Genomic DNA, 18,118 nt, shown 5'->3' with positions numbered 1-18,118 from the left:
TCTAGGGCCTCAGCTCCATGACGGTTTTGCCGATGCGGATTTTCTGACCAAGTTCAACGGGCTGGGCTCGGGTGAGCTGGGCATCACCGAGGAAAGTGCCGTTGGTGGAGCCGAGATCTTCAATGAACCAGCGGGTGCCCTGAGGGAACAGCCGCGCGTGGCGACCCGAGGAATAATCATCTTCGAGCACAATCGTGGCTTCTTGGGCGCGTCCGAGTAATACCGGGCTTGCCGTGAGCGGGTGCTCAAGACCCGTGAGCGGCCCCTCGGTGATCACCAGAGTCTTGGCCTGCTGCTTGGCAGGAACCTCCGGAGGTGGTGCAAGTGAAGGGTTCTTACGGATTTCTCTGGCCGTAGGGGCACCAACGCGTGCCTTGCCGCCAATGGCAAGGTCACGACGCAGTGCTCCGATGATGCTCAAAACCAAGAGCCAGAGAAGAATGAGGAATCCGAGCCGCAGCACGGTGAACACTAAGTCGTTCACGCACGGTCTCCTTGGGTTGGGGGGAGGAGTCGGAAAGTGATTCGCGACTGCCCCATGCTGATGGTGGAACCGTCGTCCAACTGGGTCTCACCGACAATTTTTCGACCATTAACGAAGCTACCGTTGGTAGAGCCCATATCCACGGCCCAAGTAGTTGTGCCGCGCTGTTCGATCTTCAAGTGGCGACGGGAAACTCCCGGATCATCAATGGGAATGTCGGCTTCTGCCGATCGACCCAAGACGATGCTTGCATGGTTCAACGCATAGCGCTGCCCGGCGATATCCAGCACCGGCTGGCGCTTGGGTGCCTCGCGAGGCGGAGTGGGAGGTGCTGACGGAGCCGCGGGCGACGGGCGAACCGAAGCGGGCGGGGCATCGGAGATCGTTGAGTCAATCTCAAAATCGCCCGAACGCAGAGAACTGTCCTTGCGGAAACTGACTTCAACCGCGCCCTGCAGGGTGTAACCCTGGCTTTTGGCATGATTCAGGGCGGTGGAGCACAGCTCCTGAGCAAGCGGTGAGCCCCATTCACGGGCACGAGCAAAATCATCGTCCGACAGACGGATAACGAAGTTGTTGGGCGCCAGAGTGCGGGACTGCGAAATGGTCATGGACTTCGAGTCCATCTGATTACGCAGGCGCGAGGCGATTTCAACGGGCTTGACTTCGGAGTTGCCGGAGCCACGGAAGACGCTGGTGACAAGCTTTTCAAGTCCGCGCTCGACATTGTCAATGATGCCCATCGCTTCGCTCCCTTCCTGGTACTGACACGTGTTCGCACACGGTCGCTGGTCTTGCGTCGCACGGCATGGATGCCAATGCGCCATGTTCGATACTACTTGGCTTGAAAATCCCTTGGGGCGAAATGTGGTGAAAGAGGCCCCGAGATCTGCAACGAGTGGGGGGCTCAAAAGGTTGCCCCATCATGACCCTGATCACAAACACCGGGCCGATTAGTGGTTCGGGGCAAATCATGTATATGATTGTTATCGCTGTTGAAGTCATTGACGAAAATAGCAGTAAATATGCGCGAATGGCGGAATTGGTAGACGCGCTGGCTTCAGGTGCCAGTGCTCGCAAGAGCGTGGGGGTTCAAGTCCCCCTTCGCGCACATATGAAAAACACCCTCCGGTCTAAGACCGGAGGGTGTTTTGTTGTGCCGGCAGGATCGCGGTCTGGGGACAGGGCCTATAGGACAAAAGGGGGTGCGTTCCTGAACCCCCAGACGGATCGCCGGCGTGGGCGTGATTGTTGCCGAAGCTTAGGCGCGGTCGGTTCGGGCCTTCGCCTCCGTTGCGGTGGCGTCCTCCGTCAAGGTTGTGGTCGACTGATCATCCGCGGACTTCAAAGCGGATTCGATTAACGGCGAAGCGAACAGCAACGGGTAGGTTAGTCCCGCGATCGCCGCGCCAACCAAGGGCGCGAGGATAAACAGCCAGACCTGACCCAGGGCCGCCGGACCGGCAAACCAGGCAACGCCCAGTGAGCGAGCCGGGTTAACCGAGGTGTTGGTGATGGGGATGGAAATCAGGTGGATCAGGGTTAAGGTCAGCCCGATGGAAATTCCGGCAAAACCCTTGGGCGCCCGATCATCGGTGGAACCAAGGATGACGTACAGGAAGATGGCCGTAAGAATAATTTCCGCGAGCAGCGCGGAGAGCATACTGTAGCCATCCGGGGATCGGTCGGCGTAACCGTTGGATGCGAAGCCCGAGGTGACCGGATCAAATCCGTGCTTGCCGCTAGCGATGGCGAAGAGGGCCAAGCCAGCAACCGAGGCGCCGACGATCTGAGTGATCATGTAGGCGGGGACGGCCTTCCATTCAATGCGTCCCGCCAGCGCAGCCCCGAATGTCACCGCCGGGTTGAAGTGCCCGCCGGAAACGTGTCCGACGGCATAAACCATGACCAGGACCGTGAGACCGAAGGCGAGCGCAACACCGAGGAATCCGATCCCCATGTTGATCGTGTTGGATGCGACGACCTTGGCCGAGAATATGGCCGCGCCGCAGCCTCCGAAGACGAGTACGCCGGTGCCGAGAAACTCGGCCGCCAAGCGCGATGACATGGGATGGGACATGTTGGCTCCAATTCTTGAATCTGCAAGGTGATGACTCTTACAAGGTATTACCCGCGGGCTTCGATGTCTTTAGTAAGCGCGGAAATTCATCATGCGAAAGGAGAAATTAATGGTGATTTCATGCGTCCGGTTTGTGGTTGAGCGGTATCGATGTGAGGAAACTACCGGCGATTCATGGCCGGTCGCCCCTTACCCGTGCATAGACTGGAAGTTGTTCAAGCTTTTCCTTCGGCACCCCACCATGCATGCAGAGCAGGAGCAATAGGATCTATGGCGTCCCAGACACCGCACCAAAATGTTTCCTTCCCCTCCGAAGGCAATGATGCCCATGGATACCTTTCATTGCCGGAGGGTGGCCACGGACCGGGCGTTATTGTCATTCAGGAGTGGTGGGGGCTCACCGACCACATCCGTGACGTAGCCGACCGTCTGGCGGGGGAGGGGTTCGTAGCCCTGGCGCCGGACCTATTCGGCGGCTCGGTGGCTCATGACGGCGACGAAGCTGCGGAAATGATGGCGAATCTGCCCGAGGCCGTCGGCGCGAAGCTGCTGGCAGGTGCCGTGGACTATCTGTTAAGTTTGCCCGCCGTCACCAGTGCCACCGTGGGAACCGTCGGTTTCTGCATGGGCGGAGGCTTTGTCCTCGCGTTGGCTGCACAGCAGGGAGAAAAGATTTCTGCGGCAGTGCCCTTCTACGGAGTCGGTCAGGGCATTCCCTCAAGCTATGCGGGCCTGCGGGCATGCGTCCAGGGGCATTATGCCAATGGTGATACCTCGTATCCCGTGGAGCAGGCGCACGCGCAAGAGATCCAGATTCGAGAAGAATCTGGGCGCGAGGTTGAGTTTTTCTACTATGATGCTCCACACGCCTTCCACAACGATGGAAACCCGTCGGGAAACTACCGACCCGAGGCCGCAGCGCTAGCCTGGGCGCGAGCCGTGGAATTCCTGCGGAAGAATGTCACCCCAACAGTTTTACCCACTCAAACCCGGTCACCGTCGGTGGCCACAGCACAAGGAGCGTCATAACATGGCAGAAACCATCATCGTCGGCGTTGACGGCAGCGAAACCGCACAGCGTGCAGCGGAACGTGCAGCACGTATCGCCGCCAACATGAATGCAGAATTGGTCGTCGTGACGGCCCACACCTCGGATAACACCGAAGTTGTGAAGATTGGCACCGACACCTGGATTCTGGACGACGCAGAGCAGGCCGGCAAGGTTGCCGAGCAGTGTGCAGCTGGCCTGCGCATCGCAGAGCCGAGCGCCAAGATCACCGCATCGGCCGCCCACGGCAAGCCACAGGAAGTGCTGGTCTCCGAGGCCGAGCGCCTGTCGGCCACGCTGATCGTGGTTGGCAACGTTGGCATGAAGGGTCTGGGCCGCGTGCTCGGCTCGGTGGCTACCTCGGTGGCCCACGCAGCATCCTGCGATGTTTACATCGTCAAGACCGTGAAGTAACTACTCCACGGCCCTTGCCTGATTAGCTGCGGTCGCCCTTGGCGGCCGCAGCGTCACGTGCACGCTTTTCTTCGGCACGCACGGCCGCCAGCGAGGCACGCTCCTCCTGGAGCCACTGAGGACGGTCAGCCAGCAAGGCATCGATCTGCTCGGTGGTTAATGCCTCGGTGATTTCGGCACGCGCCAAACCCGCGATCGAAACATTCAACTTGTGCGCCACTACCGGACGCGGGTGCGGGCCATTGGCGCGAAGATCCGTCAGCCACTGCGGTGGATTTGCCACCAGTTCATCAAACGTTGCCCGAGAAACCTGGCCCTCCTGGAACTCTGCCGGGGACGCGGGCAAATAGATGCTCAATTTCTTTGCGGCAGTCGCCGGCTTCATGTTCTGTGGGGTTTTCTCGCTCATGTGCATAAGCGTACCGGTACGCTGGGGTAGTGACAGGACTAAAAATCGCCTATGTACCGGGCGTCACGCCCGGCAAATGGCTGACCCGGTGGAACGAACGCTATCCACAAAACCCGCTGCAGGCCCTGCGCTACGACGGCGAGGGGATCCTCCAGCGCCTTGGCGCAGGGGATTCAGACCTCGTCTTTGTTCGTTTTGCGACAGGCACCTCGCCCAAGACCCCAACGATCCATGTGATCCCGCTATACGACGAGACTCAGGTCGTTTGCGGGGCCAAGGACAGTGACATCGAACTCTATGATGAGCCGCTGCCCTACTCCGCGATCGAGTCTGAGAACTTCCTGGACCTAGCCGACTACCCCGAATCTGTGGGCGGTACGGCCATGGCCATGGAGGTGTGCTCCTCGGGCGCCGCACTACTGGTGCTGCCGCTCAGCGTCGCTCGCCTGCATAGCCGCAAGGATGTGGTGCACAAGGAACTCTCCGAGGTTCCCTCCACCAGCATCGGCATCGCCTGGTTGGCGCCGGAGGGTGATGACCCCACCAACCCCGTTTTCGAGGAATTCATTGGTGTGGTGCGCGGCCGAGGGGAAAATTCCTCCCGGCAGGCATCCGTGGCTCAACGCCAACAGGAGCAGGCAGTCGAGGCGCGCAAAAAGCGTCAAATCTCCCAATCCGAAGCGGCCAAGAATCTGAAGAAAGCCGAAGCTAAGAAAAAAGCCGGTGCCCGCGGCGGCACCCGGCGCGGCGCGAAGCCAGGAGCCAAGGGCCGCAAACGCTAAAGTGTGAGCGGCTCGCGCGCCATGCCTTTGTGCTCAACACGAACGTGAGACGCTGGTGGTGAGAGACCAATCACACAAGGAGCGCACATGGAGTTCGGAACCTACGAGACATTGCTAGTCGAGCAGCGCGGCTCCGCGCTACTGGTGAGCATCAACCAGCCGAAGTCGATGAATGCCTTGGCCGCCGCGGTGGTTGAGGACCTTCATGCGCTCACCGAGGTGCTTTCTCGCATCGGAGTAGACGCACACTGGCCGGTGCGCGGGGTCATCATCACCGGCGTTGGGGAAAAGTCGTTTGTAGCGGGCGCCAACATCGTGGAAATGAACGACATGGACCCGGCAGCCGCGCTGGCCTACGGCAAACGCATGCACTCGGTCACCCTAGCGCTCGAAGCACTACCCATCCCGGTGATTGCCGCGGTTAACGGCTTCGCCCTGGGTGGTGGCTGCGAGCTGGCCTTGGCCTGCGATTTCATTTACGCCTCCGCCTCCGCCAGCTTTGGGCAGCCCGAGGTCAACCTCGGGCTGGTCCCGGGCTTTGGCGGTTCGGTGCGCCTACAGCAACGCGTGGGCATCTCCATGGCTCGCGAACTCATCTTCACCGGCCGACGCATCAAGTCGGCCGAGGCACTGCGCATCGGCTTGGTGAACCGCGTCCTCGAGGACAACGCGGCGCTGCTCGCCGCCGCGGAGGAAACCATCAACGAAATCGCTTCCAAGGCACCAACGGCAGTGGCCAACGTCAAGGATGCCCTGAATGAGATCGCCGGGCTGAACGTGGTGGACGGGCTGGAGGCCGAGGCGCGTTCCTTCGTGAAGGCCTTCGAAACTCAGGACTCCGTTATCGGACGCGCGGCTTTCGTGGCCAAGTCCGTTCCGGACTTCCCGGGGAACTAATGTCCGCTTCGGTGCTGCGGCGGCGCTTCGCCTATGGCACGGACGTCAACCAATATGCCGAATTGTGGGTGCCCGAGACTCGGGTGCATCAGCACATTGCCATCATCATTCATGGTGGGTTCTGGCGCTCGGCCTACGACGCCGAGTTGGGCCGCCCGCTGGCCGCGGATCTGGCCGAGCGCGGCATCGTGTCGTGGAACCTGGAATATCGCCGCAACGGCAATGGCGGGGGATACCCGCAAACCTTCCTTGACGTGGCGGCAGGCATTGATGCATTAACCCCGGCACTTGGTGCAGCGGGTTTGTCCCGGGGCCCGCGCGTGGCCGTCGGGCATTCGGCCGGTGGCCATCTGGCGCTGTGGGCCGCTGGCCGATCGCTGCTGCCCGCCGGTGCCCCCGGAGCCAGTACCGCACAGACCGAACGACTTGATGGGGTCATCTCACAGGCCGGCGTCCTGGACTTGGCGCTGGCTCACCGGCTGGAGCTGAGTGCCGATGCCGCGGGTGAGTTTATGGGATCGACCCCAGAGTCGGACCCGAGCGCCTGGGCCATTGCAGATCCGGCACTGCGGCTCGTCACGAGTGTTCCGTTGGTGATGTTGCATGGACGCAATGACGCCGATGTGCCGGTATCTGTGGCCAGATCGGTGGCCGCCGCCGCGCGGTTGGCCGGGGCGACGGTGGATTATCGCGAATTCGACGGGGATCATTATGGGCTCATCACCCCGGGGGATGCGGCGTGGGAAGAATGTGTTGCCGCCCTGCTGGGACTTGGGACGGCGAATCCACTGCGCGACTAGCCTCACAAACTGGGGGTCCTTTGGCTACCGACCGGTATATTGAAGTCGACAACCCCAAGAAACATGAGGAGCCCGATGTGCTGACGGTCATAGGCGAGGCCCTAGTCGATGTACTGTCCGGAGGGATCAGCGCTCCGCGCTCCTTCGTCGGCGGTAGCCCGTTAAACGTCGCCGTTGGACTGGCCAAGCTGGACCACCCGGTGACGCTGATCGGACGCTGGGGCCGTGATGACTACGGGGCCAAGATCGAGCACGCCCTGGCCACCCACGACGTGCGCTACGTGGGCGGTGCCGATGAGGTGGCAACTTCCACGGCTAGGGGCATCCTGGACCCGGTGGGTGCCGCCACCTACACCTTTGACATCCACTGGGATTTGCCCGAGCTACCCGCTGATACCTCGGCGCTGGCAGATGCCCGACTGGTGCACACCGGCTCCCTTGCCACGCTGCTGGAACCCGGAGCTCACAAGGTGCGCAAGCTCATCGAGGCTGCCCGCCCACACGCCACCATTTCTTATGATCCGAATATCCGGCCCTCACTGATCACCGATCACGCAGCAGCCGTCGTGAATGTCGAAAGCTTCGTGAGATTATCCGACGTGGTGCGCGCCTCGGATTCCGATCTGGAATGGCTCTACCCGCACCGCAGTGCCGCCGACACGGCCACTGCCTGGCTGGCGATGGGCCCGGCGATGGTCGTTGCCACCTATGGCTCCGGCGGTCCACTGGGCCTGGTCAGGGCCGGCAGCGCGCGCACCAACGCTCCGGTGGTTGACGTTGCCGACACCGTGGGCGCGGGAGATTCCTTTATGGCCGCGATGATCTCTGCCATGGAGGTCCGCGGGCTATTGGGCAGCGAACAGCGCGAGACGCTGCACGCACTGGACCCAAACACGCTCACCCAGATCCTTGACTATGCTGCCAAGGCAGCAGCCATCACCGTCTCGCGCCCCGGGGCCAATCCACCGACGCGCAGCGAAATTCACTGAAGTCCTCGAGTATGCGAGTAGCTCCGGAGGTGCGGCTGGTGGCCAGCGACCTGGACGGCACCATCATCCGTGCCGACGGGAGTATCTCCGCGCGCACCATCGAAGCCTTCAATCGCGCTCGAGCCGCGGGAATGCACATCGTTTTTGTCACCGGACGGCCGGTGCGCTGGTTGGATCCGGTGCGTGATGCCTTCGGTCAGCTGGGCACGGTGATCTGCTCCAACGGTGCGGTGCTTTACGACCTCGAAGCCCAACGCCTACTCAGCGCCAAGACCATCGCGCCAGCGGACCTGGTGCTGGCGCAACAGATCATCTTGCGCGCCGAACCCGGTGCCACCTTCGCCGCCGAAACCACTCGTGGCCTGCACCTAGGTGAAGGATTCGCCGAACACTCCCAGGCTGTGGGCACCGAATCGGGCACATTGCTTGAGCTTGGTTCGGCCCAACTGCAGAACGAGGGGGTGGTGAAGTTCCTGGCGAAGTCCCGCACCCGCAGTGCCGATGACTTCTTGGATGCGGTGGGCGATTCGTTGCGTCATCTGGTGTCCGTCACTCATTCAGCGTTTGGGATTTCGCTGCTGGAAATGGCCCATGTTGCCGTGGACAAATCGGTGGCGTTGCGCGACTACGCGGCAGGGTTGGGCATCGGACCGGCAGAAGTCATCGCGTTCGGCGACATGCCCAATGACCTAGAAATGCTGTCCTGGGCCGGGCACGGTTATGCCATGGCGTCCGGACACTTAGCGGCCATCGCCGCCGCCAGCTATCGTGCCCCAGGCGTTGAACAGGACGGGGTCGCTAGGGTGCTGGAACAGATTCTTGACCGGGACGCCTCAAGGCCGTGGGAGAGCTCGGGACCGGACGAACGCTGAGTAGGATCGGCAACACCAACGTTGGTGAAAGGATCACATGAAGAGCCCGCGCGTAGGAAAAACACCGTTTTTGCTCAATACCCCGCATCGGCCATTGGCCGGATTCCCTCTCGCGTTTTCGCACCGCGGATTCGCACCCGCCGGTGAAGAAAACACCGTGAAGGCCTTCACCGCTGCCACCGAGCTGGGCTTCGGTTACCTGGAAACCGACGTTCACGCCACCCGCGACGGGGTTTTGGTGGCCTTCCATGACGAGGACCTTGTGCGGCTCACCGGGGATCCACGTCGTGTGCGGGACTGCACCGCCGCCGAACTCGCCGAGCTCAGGGTGGCGGGGGAACCGATTCCCACCTTCGAGGAGCTCTTGGAAAGTTTCCGTAGCGCCCGCTTTAACGTTGATATCAAGGCCGGCCCCGCGGCGGAGCTCATGGCCGAGACCTTGGTACGGCATCGTGCCGCGGATCGGGTCCTGCTGGGCTCCTTTAACGGCAGTCGTCGGCACATGGCCTCTCGGCTACTGGCGGCCGATGACCGGACCCATCAGCTGGCCACGAGTCCCGGAATCATTGGTGTGGGCGCGGCAGTGCTGATCGGGGCCGTGGCACCGTTGCCGCGAGCCGTTTACGGATCCTTTGCGGCCCTACAGGTCCCCGAGACCCACGGAAAGCTTCGTGTGGTGACGCCCCGCTTCATCCAACGCGCCCACGATGCCTCACTACAGGTCCACGTGTGGGTGGTTAATGATGCGCCGGCGATGCACCGCCTCTTGGACATGGGTGTTGACGGCATCATGACTGATGCTGCCCCGACCCTGGCGGCGGTCATGAGCGAGCGAGGTCATTGGCCACAAAACAGCCTGACTCGCTGAGCCCAGCCATCAAATTCTTACCGGCCAAGTTATGCGGTGGCGTGGGCCAATGAAGACAGAGGCTCAAGGACCATGGGAGCCCAACGCAGTAGTGCTGCCTCATCGGCGTTGGCCAGCAATTGCAGCCAGGTCTCATGGGTGTGCAGCGGAGAGATCCGTAGGGCCGGGGCCACCAGCGAATAGAGCTGGTCGGGAGTGCCATAATCTGCCCAAGCGGCCAAATACGTACCGATCGCGGCCATAATTCGTGGATCCTCCGGACCGCAGCGGAAATCGATACGCATCCGCTCGATCGGCCGTGCCAGGGAGGCAAAGGGATGAGCCCAGTGCGCGTCCCCTAGATTCAGGATCCGCGGTACCGAGTCCTCCTCGGTGGGGGCAAAGACCCGACGCCGATCAAAGGAGCCGTGTTCCAAACTGAGCGGGATGGGACCTGCGATCAGCTGCTCGCAGGCCTCCTCGATGTCCTTGAGGGCAGAAAAAGCATGGTCAGCATCGCGAGCCGGAATGCCCAGCGGATGATCGGAGGGCAAGGACGCATGCAGGGTGAGGGCGTTGTTAAATTCTTCGGGGATCCATGCCGGATCAAGAATCTGTAGACCGGCATCAAAGAGCACCTCCTCCGAATCGACAACCTCACGCTGTAAGGAACCCAGGGCGCCTAGCGCGCGTTCCCATAAGATCGGGGTGGTGGCCAGCTCGTCAAGGGTCGAACCGTAGTCGGGGGACAACATCCAGCCGCGCAGCGGGTCGATCGCCAGCGGCATGACCAGTCGCTCGGGCGAAAGCGTGGCAGCGGCAGCCGTCAGTGGGGGCTCAAAAAACTGCCCAGGCGCCACTGCCTTAAAGTGAAGTTTGCCCGCGTCGGTGGGCACCCGAAGGTGCTTGGCTCGAATGGAATTTGACGCATTTTCGGGTTCTCCGGTGCGCGAAAGTGAATATGCCTCGCACGCCATATCTATCCATTCGAGCACCTCGGCACGCCAGCCGTCTTCCGTCCAAGTCTTTATCCACTTCGCCACGCCCACTATCCTAGCCAGTGAACCGTGGGCTTTCCTGTACGCGTGAATAACGGTTCAATTACCCCTTGGCGGAACCAGCCATGAGACCGCGGACGAAGTAGCGCTGCAGGGCGAAGAATACTGCCAGCGGCACGATCATCGCCACAAAGGCTCCGGCTGTCAGTAGGTGCCAATCCTGCCCACGACTACCGGTAATCTCGGCCAATAGCTTGGTGATCGGGGCGACAGCGCCGTCGGCGAAAATCAGCGCGACCAAAAGGTCATTCCACACCCAGAGGAACTGGAAGATGGAAAATGCGGCAATGGCCGGTGCCGTTAACGGAAGCACGATGCGGAAGAAGATCTGACCGTGGCTTGCCCCATCCACGCGGGCCGCCTCGATGATCTCATTGGGGATTTCCGCAATGAAGTTGTGTAGAAGGAAGATGGCCAGGGGAAGGGCAAAGATCGTGTGCGCGATCCACACCTGCGCGTATCCGGCCGAACCAAAGGCGCCAATAATGGGGAAACCAAAAATCTCCCCCACGGCAAATAGCCGCAGCAGCGGTACCAGCGCCATCTGAATGGGAACAATCTGCAGGGCGAAGACCAGGATGAAGACTAAATCCTTGCCGGGGAAACGCATCCAGGCGAAGGCATAGGCGGCAAGCGTTGCCAAGACCAGCGGGATCAACGTTGCCGGCAGCGTGATGGCGATGGAGTTGATGAAGGAACCGGCCATGGTCAACTGTGAGTTGCCCGCTTGCAGCACCGCCGAGTAGTTATCGGTGGTGAGGCCCGGATGGGCGAAGATCGTCCACCAGCCGGTGGTACGCACCTCTTGGGCGGGACGGAACGAGGAGACCAAAAGCCCGATGGTGGGGATGGTCCACATGGCAGCGATCACCAGCGCGGCGAGTGTTGCCCAGCGGTTGGTCAGTCGGGTCTTGGCCAGCGAAGCGACGGGACGTGGCTTTCCGGCGGGGGACTTAGGCTCGGTGGTGGTGAGGGTGGACATCAGCGCAGCTCCCTTTGCATCTTGATTTGCCTAGCGTTGTAGATGACGATCGGCATCACCATGATGAAGAGGATGACGGCAAAGGCGGCCGACCTGCCGCCCTCAAAATTGCGGAATTGGGTATACATTTCGTTGGCGATCACCGAGGTGTCATTTGCCCCGGCGGTCATGGTCCGCACGATGTCAAAGACCTTCAGCGAGGCGATCGAGATGGTGGTCAACACGACCACCAACGAGGAACGGATCCCGGGCAGCGTGACGTTGGCGAAGCGCTGCCAGGCACTTGCGCCGTCCAGTTCCGCGGCCTCCAACTGCTCGATCGGCACACCCTTGATGGCGGCGGAGAGGATCACCATCGCAAATCCTGTTTGGACCCAGATCAACACCGCGATCAGCGCCACGGTGTTCAGCGGAGATTCTTGCAGGAACTGCACCGGTTCCCCGCCGGCCCAGACGATGACCTGGTTGAGCAAACCAATTTGCTGTCCGTCGGCCGGGCGCGCGGTGTAGATGAAACGCCAAATGATCGAGGCGCCAACAAAGGAGATCGCCATGGGCATGAAAACCAGGATCTTGAAGAATTTTTCTCCGCGCGACTTGTCGATGAACACCGCGTAGGCAAGACCGGCAATTGTGGATACCGCGGGGGCAATGAGGACCCAGAGCACGGTATTGAGCACCGTGCGAATCCCCGAGGGCTGGGTGAAGATCCAGATGAAGTTCTCCATCCCCACAAATTCGGTGCCGCGGGAATTCATGAAGGAGGCGATGGTGGTCTGGATGGTGGGAATGACGAGTCCAACCACCAACAAGAGCAACGCAGGGGAGAGGAAACCCACCAGTGCGAAGAGGTATCCGGCTCCCTGCCGCGACCGGTAGTCCAACCAGAAGAGCAGTAAACCCAGGAAACCGGCACCGGCAATGGCCCACGTGTAGGAATCAAGCAATGCGACCATAACGAGGGGGATCGCAACGCAGGCCACCGCGCGGATGATGGTGTATTTTCGCCCGCGCCGCGGAGCGAGCTCGATCAGGAAGAGCAGCATGGCCGCCACCACGAGGAAGGCCCCGATGACCACGGGGACCTGTGCCAGTGGCGGCAGGGTGCTGAGCCATTTCAGGAAGAATGTCATGATGCGTCGGTGCCTGCCTTTGAGCGAGCGCCCGCGCCGCAAACTGGTCACTGGCCGGTGAGCCGGGGCAAGAATCGCGGCGAGGAAAGTGGGCGAAGGAGTCTATACGGGAGGGGGATAATTCTGGGGCTGAGAGGCGTTACCGCCTCCCAGCCCCAGTTGAAGTGATGGCGCTACTTGGAGGGCCAGCCAGCCTCAACGGCCTTCAAAACGGTCTCCGAATCGGTCCCGTTGATCCAGTCGACCATGCCCTTCCAGAATGAACCCGAGCCCACGGAACCCGGCATCAGGTCGGAGGCGTCGAAGCGGAAGGTGGTGGCGGGATCCTGCAGGATCTTCACCGCTTCCTCCAGCAACGGGTCAGAAGCGTTGGCCGGGTCAAGGCCCTTGTTGGCCGAGAGCACACCACCGAGCTTCACACGGGAGTTGGCCCATTCGGGGCTGGAAAGGTATTCCTGCACCTTGATCACCGAGGGGTCATCACTGAAGGCACCGACGATCTCGCCACCGCCGGTCACCGAATTGCCCGCACCGTCCATCGACGGGGTAACAAAGCCCCAGACATCTGCGTCCGGGCCGACCTTGCCGCCTGCATCGGTGATGAATCCGCTGAAGAAGGACGCCTGGTGGTGAAGCGAGCAGTCGCCGGATACCAAGACGTCGGCCACATCCCCGAAGGCGGTAGCGTTGATGGATGCCACATCTCCGTAGCCAGCGTTGACGTACTTAGGGTTCTTGAGGATCTTGCCGACCTCATCAAGAGCGGACTTGATTTTCGGGTCGGTGAACTTCACCTCGTTGGCCACCCACTGGTCATAGACCTCGGGCCCGGCCTGGCGTAGTACCAAGTCCTCCACCCAGTCCGTCCCCGGCCAGCCAGTTGCATCGCCGGAGCCGAAGCCCGCGCACCAAGGAGCCTTGCCCTTGTCCTTTTCCATTTGCGCGGTCAGGTCAAGCAACCCCTGCCACGTGGTGGGGACCTCGTAGCCCTTTTCTTTGAATTCGGCCGGTGAATACCAGACCCAACCCTTCACACTGGCCATCAGCGGCGCGCCGTAAAGGGTCCCGTCGACGGTTCCGTATTTGGCCCAGTCCTCGGACCAGCCCGAAGCCACATTCGCCTTAACGCCTTCCGGCGCGGCCTTCAGGAAACCACGGGTGGCGAGGTCGCCCAGCAAGCCGGGCTGCGGGAAGATGGCCAGATCTGGCGCATTGCCACCCTGAGCGCGGACGGCGATCTGTGTCTCGAATTCCTTGGAGGATTCGTACTTGATCTTAATGTCGTTTTCCTCGGACCAGTCGGCCCAAGACTTCTCCAGCAACTTCGCTTCGGCATCGGCAATGGTGCCGTAGACGGTCACTTCCGCCTTGCCTGTGGCGGCGCCCGTATCGGTGCTTGCCGCGCTGGTCTCCGGTGCTCCGGGACCTCCGCCGCAACCGGTAAGTACCAGGGCGGCAACGCCCAGTGATGCCAAGGAGGCGTAAACCTTCCCCCGCTGTGTCTTCCTCATCGTTCCTCCTACTTGATCCGGTGGCCACGGCCGCCCGCTGCTAAAGATGGACAGGGAAGCCGTGCTCCGTCGGCTGCGAGTGCCGCGGGTGGCCTGCTCCCAAAAGGATCTACTGCTGGGAATCGGGCTGCCCGTTGGATCACGGTGAAGGTCCCCCATGGAGGCGGGGAAACACTGGTCAATGATAGATATTGGTTCCCCTACCTGCTCATCATGTAGAGACTCGGCTCACATTTCAAGGTTGAGAGTCCAAATTTCTGGTAACAATTACGAATTGACTTGACCCTTTGGGATGCGTGGCCACTTCGACACGAAGATACGAAGAATTACCGCCCACCCTTCACGCGCTGCCGTTGAGGTGGCTAGGCTGGAGTAAGCAGGACCCGTAGGCATGGAAGCCGGGAGCACATGCCCCCGGTTTGAGGTGCAACGGGAAAGCCGTTAAGGCGGCGCAGTGCCCTAAGTAACCGGCTTTTCTCTGCAGAACCATGCGGATCCGCCGAACACACCGGGCGCGCGTCGCGGGACACAGAAGGGAATTCCACACGATGCGTGAAGCCCTTGCCGTTGGTGCCGCCTACCGGCGCCGCGATTTCAAGGCCGTGCTCTTTGACCTGGACGGGGTATTAACACCCACCGCCGAGGTGCACCGTAAAGCCTGGCAACAGCTCTTTGAGAATTTTTTCACCGAGACGGGGGTCGAGCGGCCCTATACCGAAAACGATTACTTTGGATTGCTCGACGGACGCCCACGGTATGAGGGTGTTGCAGCAGTCCTTGCGGACCGCGGCATCGAGTTGCCGTGGGGCGAAAGCACCGATGAGCCGGGATCCGGGAGTGTCTGTGCCCTGGGGAACGCGAAGAACTCGGTCTTCCGCGAGATCCTGCACAAAACGGGTATCGAACCCTATCCAGGGTCCGTGGCCTACCTGCGCCATATTCAGGCCGCCGGGCTCGAGGTCGCAGTGGTGTCTTCCTCTCGCAACGCCCATGACGTACTGGAAGCGGCGGGGCTCCGCGGGGAATTCTCCGTGGTTGTGGGTGGAGACGAAGCCTCAAAGCGCGCCCTGCCAGGCAAGCCAGCCCCCGACACCTTCTTGGCCGCAGCCGCAGATCTGGGCTGGAGCGCCAATGAATGTGTTGTCATCGAGGACGCGATCTCCGGTGTTCGGGCGGCAGCCGCCGGTGAATTTGGCCTAGTTGTTGGCGTGACACGGGATCAGCCGGCGGAAGCGCTGCGTGAAGCCGGCGCCGACCTCGTCGTGAACGACCTTCAGGAGTTGGTGAACCAGGACGCTCGCGACGACTTCAACCTCGACGCCTGGTCCTACACCCGCGAACACCCGCGCCCAGTGGACCCAGCGGAAGAACAAACGATCTTCTCTCTGGGCAACGGTTTTCTGGGGATGCGCGGGGATTCGCTGGGCATCGGCGAGAGCACCGAGGGGATGTTCATCAACGGGTTGCACGAGACGTGGACGATCCGTCACGCCGAATCGGCCTTTGGACTCGCCGAGACCGGACAGACCATGGTTCCTGCCCCGGATGCGCGCACAGTGCGCGTTTACATCAACGATGAGGCCCTGGAAATCGGGCGCACCGAGATCCTCAAGGACGATCTGCGGCTGGACTTCAAGGACGGCACGCTGATCTCCGACACGCTCTGGCGCACGGCGGAGGGGCACCGGGTGATGGTGCGTACCCGGTCCATGATTTCCTTCTCCGAACGTCACCTAGCTCTGTTTAGGGTCACCGTGCGGCTGCTTGATGCACCAGCACATGTTTTTGTGCAGTCCGCTTTGATTGGCCAAACCCGCAATGCACCGGTACCCACTCCCGCCGAATCTGATGCCGGGGAGGTGCCATTTGACCCGCGGAAGAGCCAGCGTAGCGACGAGGAGTCACTGAGCCCGGGCGGGACCTGGGACAAGGACGGTATCTGCGCGCTGGGATACTACGTGCGTGGCTCGAACATGGCAGTGTCCACCGCGATCGCCCACGTGGTGCGCATCGCCGGGGACACCACCGAAATTGAGGAGCAATCCAGCGTTAGTGATGACCGGGTGGAGCACACGGTTTCCGCCTACTTGCAGGCCGACGAGGCACTGCACATCGACAAGTTTGCCTCCTTCGCCTCCTCACGGCGCCACGATACGACGGAAATGACCAACCGCGCCGTGCGCGCGCTCAAGCACCTGGTGCCACGGGGTGCCGACGAGCTGTTCTGGGCCCAACGCGAGTTCCTTACCGAATTCTGGAACAACGCGGACGTAGTGGTACATACCGACCCGCTGCTCCAACGCGCCATCCGCTGGAACATTTACGCCCTAGCGCAGGCCTCGGCCCGCTCGGATGGGTTGGGGATCTCCGCTAAGGGCGTCTCGGGCAATGGATACTCGGGACACTACTTCTGGGACACCGAGATCTACGTCCTGCCGTTCTTGACCTATACCAATCCGCAATGGGCACGCAACGCCTTACGCGCACGGGTCTCGATGATTCCAGCAGCGCGGCGGCGGGCGGCAACACTGAACGAACATGGCATCCTCTTCCCCTGGCGCACCATCAATGGTGAGGAGGCCAGCGCCTACTACCCGGCGGGGACAGCGCAGTACCATATCAACGCGGACGTCGTATATTCCCTGGCACGTTATGTGGGGGCCAGCGGGGACACCGGGCTACTTCTTGGCGGTGGCGCTGAAATTGTGGTGGAAACCGCCCGGCTGTGGAACTCGTTGGGGTTCTGGCGCGAGGCCAGCAACGGTCGCAGCTTCCACATCCACGGGGTGACCGGCCCAGATGAGTACACCGCGGTGGTGAACAACAACACCTTCACCAACGTGATGGCGCGCTTTAACCTGAACTACGCCGTGCAAGTCATGGATTTCTTGGCGCGCGAGTTCCCCGAGGATCACACGCGCATCATCGAGGAGCTGGCCGTCAGTGAGCGGGAAATCCGCGACTGGAAAGATGCGGCGATGGCCATGTTCATCCCCTTCTCCGAGACCGTGGGCATTCACCCGCAGGACGAGGGGTTCCTGGATCGCGAGGTGTGGGACATGAAGGGCACGGCACCGGAGCACCACCCCCTGTTGCTGCATTTCCACCCGCTGGTGATCTACCGGTTCCAGGTGCTCAAGCAGGCCGATACCGTGATGGCGTTGTGGTTGCGATCCTCCGACTTCACTCCGGAGCAGAAACGGGCGGATTTTGACTACTACGACCCGATAACGACCGGGGACTCCACGCTTTCGGCCACCGTGCAATCAATCCTCGCCGCGGAAGTCGGGTACGCGGATCTAGCCCTCTCGTACTTTGAGCATGCGCTTAATGTGGATCTGCTGAACCTGCACGGCAACTCGGCCGACGGGGTGCACGTTGCCTCCACCGGCGGGGTCTGGGCGGCGCTGGTCTACGGATTCGGTGGACTGCGTGATGACACCGGCGAATGGCTCTTTGACCCCCGGCTCCCGGTGGGTTGGGACGGATTGGAGTTCTCGCTGCGCCGTGAGGGCGCCAGTGTGCACTTCGTGCTCACGGCGGACGTGTTCACCGCGTCATTGCGCCAAGGAGACCTGGAAATCACCTTCTGGGTACGCGGTGTGCCCTACACCCTGTCCCCAGAACACCCACAGTGCTCCATCGCCTTGGAAGATCAGGGACCGGTACTTCAAGGAGAGCCGAGCATCGAGGCGGTGTATGCCGCCCAGCGTGAAGATGGTTCACCGCTAACCTCCAGCATCAAGAAGCTCACGCGCGATGAGGAGCTGGCCACCGAGCCGCCGTTGACCATCATCGGTTAACCATGCTGG

17 protein-coding genes and 1 tRNA gene are annotated in these 18,118 nt (G+C 61.4%); 10 read left to right on the top strand and 8 right to left on the bottom strand.

The features are described 5' to 3' along the window. Window position 1 precedes the first annotated feature (1 nt). Together HED64_RS19055 and HED64_RS19050 are read right to left on the bottom strand one after the other, a co-directional pair. A complete protein-coding gene (locus HED64_RS19055) occupies window positions 2-484 on the bottom strand; it encodes an FHA domain-containing protein FhaB/FipA (protein ID WP_132360839.1) in 483 nt (160 codons plus the stop codon). After that, window positions 481-1,227: an FHA domain-containing protein gene (locus HED64_RS19050; RefSeq protein WP_168153523.1), complete on the bottom strand. Its 747-nt coding sequence runs from the start codon at window positions 1,225-1,227 to the stop codon at window positions 481-483. Before HED64_RS19050 ends, HED64_RS19055 begins: the two co-directional genes overlap by 4 nt. 284 nt (window positions 1,228-1,511) lie before the next feature. Between HED64_RS19050 and HED64_RS19045 the strand changes: the two genes are divergently transcribed. Beyond that, window positions 1,512-1,595: transfer RNA gene (locus HED64_RS19045), tRNA-Leu, on the top strand. Window positions 1,596-1,745: 150 nt separating this feature from the next. On the opposite strand, the gene aqpZ is transcribed toward HED64_RS19045, so the two are convergent. Further along, a complete protein-coding gene (aqpZ, locus tag HED64_RS19040) occupies window positions 1,746-2,564 on the bottom strand; it encodes an aquaporin Z (protein ID WP_245326103.1) in 819 nt (272 codons plus the stop codon). Window positions 2,565-2,834: 270 nt separating this feature from the next. Between aqpZ and HED64_RS19035 the strand changes: the two genes are divergently transcribed. Together HED64_RS19035 and HED64_RS19030 are read left to right on the top strand one after the other, a co-directional pair. After that, a complete protein-coding gene (locus HED64_RS19035; RefSeq protein ID WP_168153522.1) occupies window positions 2,835-3,593 on the top strand; it encodes a dienelactone hydrolase family protein in 759 nt (252 codons plus the stop codon). A gap of 1 nt (window position 3,594) precedes the next feature. Continuing rightward, entirely contained in the window at window positions 3,595-4,026 is a 432-nt protein-coding gene (locus HED64_RS19030; protein ID WP_168153521.1) for a universal stress protein, read from the top strand. A 22-nt stretch (window positions 4,027-4,048) separates the two neighbouring features. Here HED64_RS19030 and HED64_RS19025 read toward each other — a convergent pair whose 3' ends face one another. Next, window positions 4,049-4,435 carry a DUF5997 family protein gene (locus tag HED64_RS19025; protein ID WP_132360849.1) on the bottom strand — a complete coding sequence of 129 codons (387 nt, stop codon included), beginning with the start codon at window positions 4,433-4,435 and terminating at the stop codon, window positions 4,049-4,051. A gap of 29 nt (window positions 4,436-4,464) precedes the next feature. Here HED64_RS19025 and HED64_RS19020 point away from each other — a divergent pair, with 29 nt between their 5' ends. The 6 genes from HED64_RS19020 (at window position 4,465) to HED64_RS18995 (ending at window position 9,643) form a co-directional block, all read left to right on the top strand. Further along, the gene (locus tag HED64_RS19020; RefSeq protein ID WP_168153520.1) at window positions 4,465-5,217 is read left to right on the top strand and encodes a LysR substrate-binding domain-containing protein; all 753 of its coding nucleotides are present in this window, start codon (window positions 4,465-4,467) and stop codon (window positions 5,215-5,217) included. Window positions 5,218-5,304: 87 nt separating this feature from the next. Further along, on the top strand, window positions 5,305-6,114 hold the full coding sequence (locus HED64_RS19015) for an enoyl-CoA hydratase/isomerase family protein (protein ID WP_168153519.1): 810 nt from the start codon (window positions 5,305-5,307) through the stop codon (window positions 6,112-6,114). Further along, window positions 6,114-6,914 (top strand): alpha/beta hydrolase family protein, encoded by an 801-nt coding sequence (locus HED64_RS19010; protein ID WP_168153518.1) that lies wholly within the window; start codon window positions 6,114-6,116, stop codon window positions 6,912-6,914. The genes HED64_RS19015 and HED64_RS19010 overlap by 1 nt, the downstream gene beginning before the upstream one ends. Window positions 6,915-6,991: 77 nt before the next feature. Then, window positions 6,992-7,903, top strand: a complete 912-nt coding sequence (locus HED64_RS19005) for a PfkB family carbohydrate kinase (RefSeq protein WP_168153517.1) — start codon at window positions 6,992-6,994, stop codon at window positions 7,901-7,903. A gap of 11 nt (window positions 7,904-7,914) precedes the next feature. Beyond that, window positions 7,915-8,775, top strand: coding sequence for an HAD family hydrolase (locus HED64_RS19000; protein ID WP_210150003.1), 861 nt, complete (start codon window positions 7,915-7,917; stop codon window positions 8,773-8,775). Between the two features lie 37 nt (window positions 8,776-8,812). Next, window positions 8,813-9,643 carry a glycerophosphodiester phosphodiesterase family protein gene (locus HED64_RS18995; protein WP_168153516.1) on the top strand — a complete coding sequence of 277 codons (831 nt, stop codon included), beginning with the start codon at window positions 8,813-8,815 and terminating at the stop codon, window positions 9,641-9,643. 29 nt (window positions 9,644-9,672) lie between these two features. Here HED64_RS18995 and HED64_RS18990 read toward each other — a convergent pair whose 3' ends face one another. The 4 genes from HED64_RS18990 to HED64_RS18975 all read right to left on the bottom strand — a co-directional run bounded on the left by HED64_RS18990 (window position 9,673) and on the right by HED64_RS18975 (window position 14,306). Continuing rightward, a complete protein-coding gene (locus HED64_RS18990) occupies window positions 9,673-10,665 on the bottom strand; it encodes a hypothetical protein (RefSeq protein ID WP_168153515.1) in 993 nt (330 codons plus the stop codon). 58 nt (window positions 10,666-10,723) lie between these two features. Beyond that, complete coding sequence (locus tag HED64_RS18985) at window positions 10,724-11,662, bottom strand: carbohydrate ABC transporter permease (protein WP_168153514.1); 939 nt, start codon at window positions 11,660-11,662, stop codon at window positions 10,724-10,726. Next, window positions 11,662-12,795 carry a carbohydrate ABC transporter permease gene (locus tag HED64_RS18980; RefSeq protein ID WP_168153513.1) on the bottom strand — a complete coding sequence of 378 codons (1,134 nt, stop codon included), beginning with the start codon at window positions 12,793-12,795 and terminating at the stop codon, window positions 11,662-11,664. Before HED64_RS18980 ends, HED64_RS18985 begins: the two co-directional genes overlap by 1 nt. 173 nt (window positions 12,796-12,968) lie before the next feature. After that, window positions 12,969-14,306: an ABC transporter substrate-binding protein gene (locus HED64_RS18975; RefSeq protein WP_168153512.1), complete on the bottom strand. Its 1,338-nt coding sequence runs from the start codon at window positions 14,304-14,306 to the stop codon at window positions 12,969-12,971. 548 nt (window positions 14,307-14,854) lie between these two features. On the opposite strand from HED64_RS18975, the gene HED64_RS18970 reads away from it, so the two are divergent. After that, the gene (locus tag HED64_RS18970; RefSeq protein ID WP_168153511.1) at window positions 14,855-18,109 is read left to right on the top strand and encodes a beta-phosphoglucomutase family hydrolase; all 3,255 of its coding nucleotides are present in this window, start codon (window positions 14,855-14,857) and stop codon (window positions 18,107-18,109) included. Window positions 18,110-18,118: the final 9 nt, after the last annotated feature.

It is taken from the genome of Paeniglutamicibacter terrestris, from assembly GCF_012271785.1.
Lineage (GTDB): Bacteria > Actinomycetota > Actinomycetes > Actinomycetales > Micrococcaceae > Paeniglutamicibacter > Paeniglutamicibacter terrestris.
This window is presented reverse-complemented; position numbering and strand designations above follow the sequence as displayed.